The 5,360-nt window shown below is 56.5% G+C and carries 3 rRNA genes; all 3 read right to left on the bottom strand.

Annotated features, from left to right (window positions below):
• Positions 1-8: 8 nt before the first annotated feature.
• A 5S ribosomal RNA gene (rrf, locus tag BST10_RS21965) occupies positions 9-121 on the bottom strand.
• 140 nt (positions 122-261) lie between these two features.
• Positions 262-3,389, bottom strand: a 23S ribosomal RNA gene (locus BST10_RS21960).
• 357 nt (positions 3,390-3,746) lie between these two features.
• A 16S ribosomal RNA gene (locus BST10_RS21955) occupies positions 3,747-5,280 on the bottom strand.
• Together the 16S, 23S and 5S rRNA genes form the textbook arrangement of a ribosomal RNA operon.
• Positions 5,281-5,360 lie beyond the last annotated feature (80 nt).

The raw sequence follows: 5,360 nt of genomic DNA, 5'->3' as shown, positions 1-5,360 counted from the left end.
TATGTTGTGTTCGGCGGTGTCCTACTTTTCCACCCGGTTGGGCAGTATCATCGGCGCTGACAGGCTTAGCTTCCGGGTTCGGGATGGGACCGGGCGTTTCCCTGTCGCTATGTCCGCCGTAACTCTATTTTTTTGTGTGGGTGCGGGCTGGTGGCCGGCACCTGGTGTCACCATTGTTTGTGTTTGGTGGTGGGGTGTGGGTTCTCTATGTTTTGTGGTGTGTGGTTGCGGGCAACACGACAATTATTTTGTTTGTTGTGTGTTGGTAAGTTTTCGGCCGGTTAGTGCCAGTTCCCTGCACACCTTGCGGTGCTTCCAGGTCTGGTCTATCGATCCCGTGGTCTGCGGGGGGCCTTATCCCACTGAAATGGGTGAGAATCCTGGTCTTGGAGTGGGTTTCCCGCTTAGATGCTTTCAGCGGTTATCCTGTCCGAACGTGGCCATCCAGCCGTGCTCCTGGTGGAACAACTGGTATACCAGAGGTTCGTCCGTCCCGGTCCTCTCGTACTAGGGACAGGTTTCCTCAAGATTCTGACGCGCGCGGCGGATAGAGACCGAACTGTCTCACGACGTTCTAAACCCAGCTCGCGTGCCGCTTTAATGGGCGAACAGCCCAACCCTTGGGACCTGCTCCAGCCCCAGGATGCGACGAGCCGACATCGAGGTGCCAAACCATCCCGTCGATATGGACTCTTGGGGAAGATCAGCCTGTTATCCCCGGGGTACCTTTTATCCGTTGAGCGACACCCCTTCCACTCGGGGGTGCCGGATCACTAGTCCCGACTTTCGTCCCTGTTTGACGTGTCAGTCTTACAGTCAAGCTCCCTTGTGCACTTACACTCAACACCTGATTGCCGTCCAGGTTGAGGGAACCTTTGGGCGCCTCCGTTACATTTTAGGAGGCAACCGCCCCAGTTAAACTACCCACCAGGCACTGTCCCTGAACCAGCTTCATGGTTCGAGGTTAGAGGTCCAATACGATCAGAGTGGTATTTCAACAACGACTCCACCCACACTGGCGTGCGGGTTTCACAGTCTCCCACCTATCCTACACAAACCGCATCGAACATCAATACCAAGCTATAGTGAAGGTCCCGGGGTCTTTTCGTCCTGCCGCGCGTAACGAGCATCTTTACTCGTAATGCAATTTCGCCGAGTCTATGGTTGAGACAGTTGAGAAGTCGTTACGCCATTCGTGCAGGTCGGAACTTACCCGACAAGGAATTTCGCTACCTTAGGATGGTTATAGTTACCACCGCCGTTTACTGGGGCTTAAATTCTCAGCTTCACCCCCGAAGGGGTTAACCGGTCCTCTTAACCTTCCAGCACCGGGCAGGCGTCAGTCCGTATACATCGTCTTGCGACTTCGCACGGACCTGTGTTTTTAGTAAACAGTCGCTTCTCACTGGTTTCTGCGACCCCCTCCCGCTGCCGGCCGCGAAGGCCATGACGGTATGAGGGTCCCCCTTCTCCCGAAGTTACGGGGGTATTTTGCCGAGTTCCTTAACCATAGTTCACTCGTACGCCTTGGTATTCTCTACCTGACCACCTGTGTTGGTTTGGGGTACGGGCCGTGTGCGTGCTCGCTAGAGGCTTTTCTCGACAGCATAGGATCACCGAATTCGCCACATTTGGCTATGCATCACCTCTCGGAATATATGAGACCCGGATTTGCCTAGATCTCTTCCTACCGGCTTACCCCAGTATTACCACTGACTGGTACGGCTACCTTCCTGCGTCACCCCATCGCTTGACTACTACCAACGAAGGTCCCACGCAGCCGGCAGACGTCTTCACCCCGAAGGGATCAGATCCTCTGCCATTTGGGTGGTTAGTACCGCTGATTCATCAGGGACGCCCACACACGGGTACGGGAATATCAACCCGTTGTCCATCGACTACGCCTGTCGGCCTCGCCTTAGGTCCCGACTCACCCTGGGAGGACTGGCCTGGCCCAGGAACCCTTGGTCTTTCGGCGGGCAAGGTTCTCACTTGCCTCATCGCTACTCATGCCTGCATTCTCGCTCCCACACCCTCCACCACTAGATCACTCTGTGGCTTCACCGGATGCAGGACGCTCCCCTACCCAATCCTCACGGATTGCCGCGGCTTCGGCGGTGTGCTTGAGCCCCGCTACATTATCGGCGCACAATCACTTGACCAGTGAGCTATTACGCACTCTTTCAAGGGTGGCTGCTTCTAAGCCAACCTCCTGGTTGTCTTCGCGACTGCACATCCTTTTCCACTTAGCACACGCTTAGGGGCCTTAGCCGGCGATCTGGGCTGTTTCCCTCTCGACGCACGGAGCTTATCCCCCGCCGTCTCACTGCCACGCTTTGACTCACCGGCATTCGGAGTTTGGCTGACGTCAGTAACCTAGTAGGGCCCATCGGCCATCCAGTAGCTCTACCTCCAGTGAGAAACACGCAACGCTGCACCTAAATGCATTTCGGGGAGAACCAGCTATCACGGAGTTTGATTGGCCTTTCACCCCTACCCACAACTCATCCCCTCAGTCTTCAACCTAAGTGGGTTCGGGCCTCCACGCGGTCTTACCCGCGCTTCACCCTGGCCATGGGTAGATCACTCCGCTTCGGGTCCACAACACGCCACTACACACACCCCAACGGATGCGATACGCCCTATTCAGACTCGCTTTCGCTACGGCTACCCCACCCGGGTTAACCTCGCGACGTGCCGGTGACTCGCAGGCTCATTCTTCAAAAGGCACGCCATCACCCCACCCCAAAAGGGAAGGCTCTGACGGATTGTAGGCACATGGTTTCAGGTACTATTTCACTCCCCTCCCGGGGTACTTTTCACCATTCCCTCACGGTACTCGTCCGCTATCGGTCATCGAGAAGTATTCAGGCTTACCGGGTGGTCCCGGCAGATTCACAGCAGATTCCACGGGCCCGCTGCTACTCGGGAAATCATCGCAAGGCAGGTATCGGGTTTTCACGTACCGGGCTCTCACCGTCTACGGCAGACCATCCCAGGCCACTTCCGCTAACCACAACACTTTCTCACTGCCCTCCAGGCAAGGTAGACCCGGACACAACACTCCCACAACCCCGCACACACAACCCCTACCCGGTATCACATGCATACGGTTTAGCCATCCTCCGCTTTCGCTCGCCACTACTCACGGAATCACAATTGTTTTCTCTTCCTACGGGTACTGAGATGTTTCACTTCCCCGCGTTACCTCCCCACCGGCTATACATTCACCGGAGGGTGACACCACATCACTGATGCCGGGTTTCCCCATTCGGACATCCTCGGATCCACGCTCGGTTGACAGCTCCCCGAGGCATATCGCAGCCTCCCACGTCCTTCATCGGCTCTCGATGCCAAGGCATCCACCATGCGCCCTTACACACTTACAAACACAAAAACCAAGAAACAAAAAATTGCAAAAACAAACAGACCACAAGGCCTGCTTGCTAGATGCTCGCAACCACTATCCACAAAACAAACACCACACCCCACCACCAAGATGGAGCGACAACACACCCACCCCCACACGGGGGCACAAACAGGCCTGTTGCCTCAGGACCCAACAGTGTGCCCAACCCGAAAGCCGGCCACCAGAAGCACAAGGCTGCTGGCGGTTGGTGTCTTCACTTGTTGTTGTTCGTAATTCCTCTGCACCACCGACCACCCACTACAGGCGCCGGCACAAACTCTCCCAACCGCATCACCCTCACCCATGTGAGGTACGGGGGAATCATGGTGCTCCTTAGAAAGGAGGTGATCCAGCCGCACCTTCCGGTACGGCTACCTTGTTACGACTTCGTCCCAATCGCCGATCCCACCTTCGACGGCTCCCTCCCAAGGGTTAGGCCACCGGCTTCGGGTGTTACCGACTTTCATGACGTGACGGGCGGTGTGTACAAGGCCCGGGAACGTATTCACCGCAGCGTTGCTGATCTGCGATTACTAGCGACTCCGACTTCACGGGGTCGAGTTGCAGACCCCGATCCGAACTGAGACCGGCTTTAAAGGATTCGCTAAACCTCACGGCATCGCAGCCCTTTGTACCGGCCATTGTAGCATGTGTGAAGCCCTGGACATAAGGGGCATGATGACTTGACGTCATCCCCACCTTCCTCCGAGTTGACCCCGGCAGTCTCTCACGAGTCCCCACCATCACGTGCTGGCAACATGAGACAAGGGTTGCGCTCGTTGCGGGACTTAACCCAACATCTCACGACACGAGCTGACGACAGCCATGCACCACCTGCACACAGGCCACAAGGGAAACCACATCTCTGCAGTCGTCCTGTGCATGTCAAACCCAGGTAAGGTTCTTCGCGTTGCATCGAATTAATCCACATGCTCCGCCGCTTGTGCGGGCCCCCGTCAATTCCTTTGAGTTTTAGCCTTGCGGCCGTACTCCCCAGGCGGGGTACTTAATGCGTTAGCTACGGCACGGATCCCTAAAGGAAGGAAACCCACACCTAGTACCCACCGTTTACGGCGTGGACTACCAGGGTATCTAATCCTGTTCGCTCCCCACGCTTTCGCTCCTCAGCGTCAGTTACTGCCCAGAGACCCGCCTTCGCCACCGGTGTTCCTCCTGATATCTGCGCATTCCACCGCTACACCAGGAATTCCAGTCTCCCCTACAGTACTCCAGTCTGCCCGTATCGCCCGCACGCCCACAGTTGAGCTGTGAGTTTTCACGGACAACGCGACAAACCACCTACGAGCTCTTTACGCCCAGTAATTCCGGACAACGCTCGCACCCTACGTATTACCGCGGCTGCTGGCACGTAGTTGGCCGGTGCTTCTTCTGTACCTACCGTCACCCCGCAGAAAACCACGGAGCTTCGCCGATACTGAAAGAGGTTTACAACCCGAAGGCCGTCATCCCCCACGCGGCGTCGCTGCATCAGGCTTGCGCCCATTGTGCAATATTCCCCACTGCTGCCTCCCGTAGGAGTCTGGGCCGTATCTCAGTCCCAGTGTGGCCGGACACCCTCTCAGGCCGGCTACCCGTCGTCGCCTTGGTAGGCCATCACCCCACCAACAAGCTGATAGGCCGCGGGCCCATCCCACACCGCAAAAGCTTTCCACCACAGAACATGCATCCCATGGTCCTATCCGGTATTAGACCCAGTTTCCCAGGCTTATCCCAGAGTGCAGGGCAGATCACCCACGTGTTACTCACCCGTTCGCCACTCGAGTACCCCCGAAAGGGCCTTTCCGTTCGACTTGCATGTGTTAAGCACGCCGCCAGCGTTCGTCCTGAGCCAGGATCAAACTCTCCAAACAAAAAACGTTCAGAACAATCCTGAAAACATCAGTTCCGAAAAACCGACAAAAACAACACCACACCCCCAACACGGGGCGCC

The sequence above is a fragment of the Mycolicibacter algericus DSM 45454 genome, from assembly GCF_002086455.1.
Classification (GTDB): Bacteria; Actinomycetota; Actinomycetes; order Mycobacteriales; family Mycobacteriaceae; genus Mycobacterium; species Mycobacterium algericum.
Note: the sequence above shows the minus strand (reverse complement) of the source record. Positions and strands in the feature narration are given on the sequence as shown.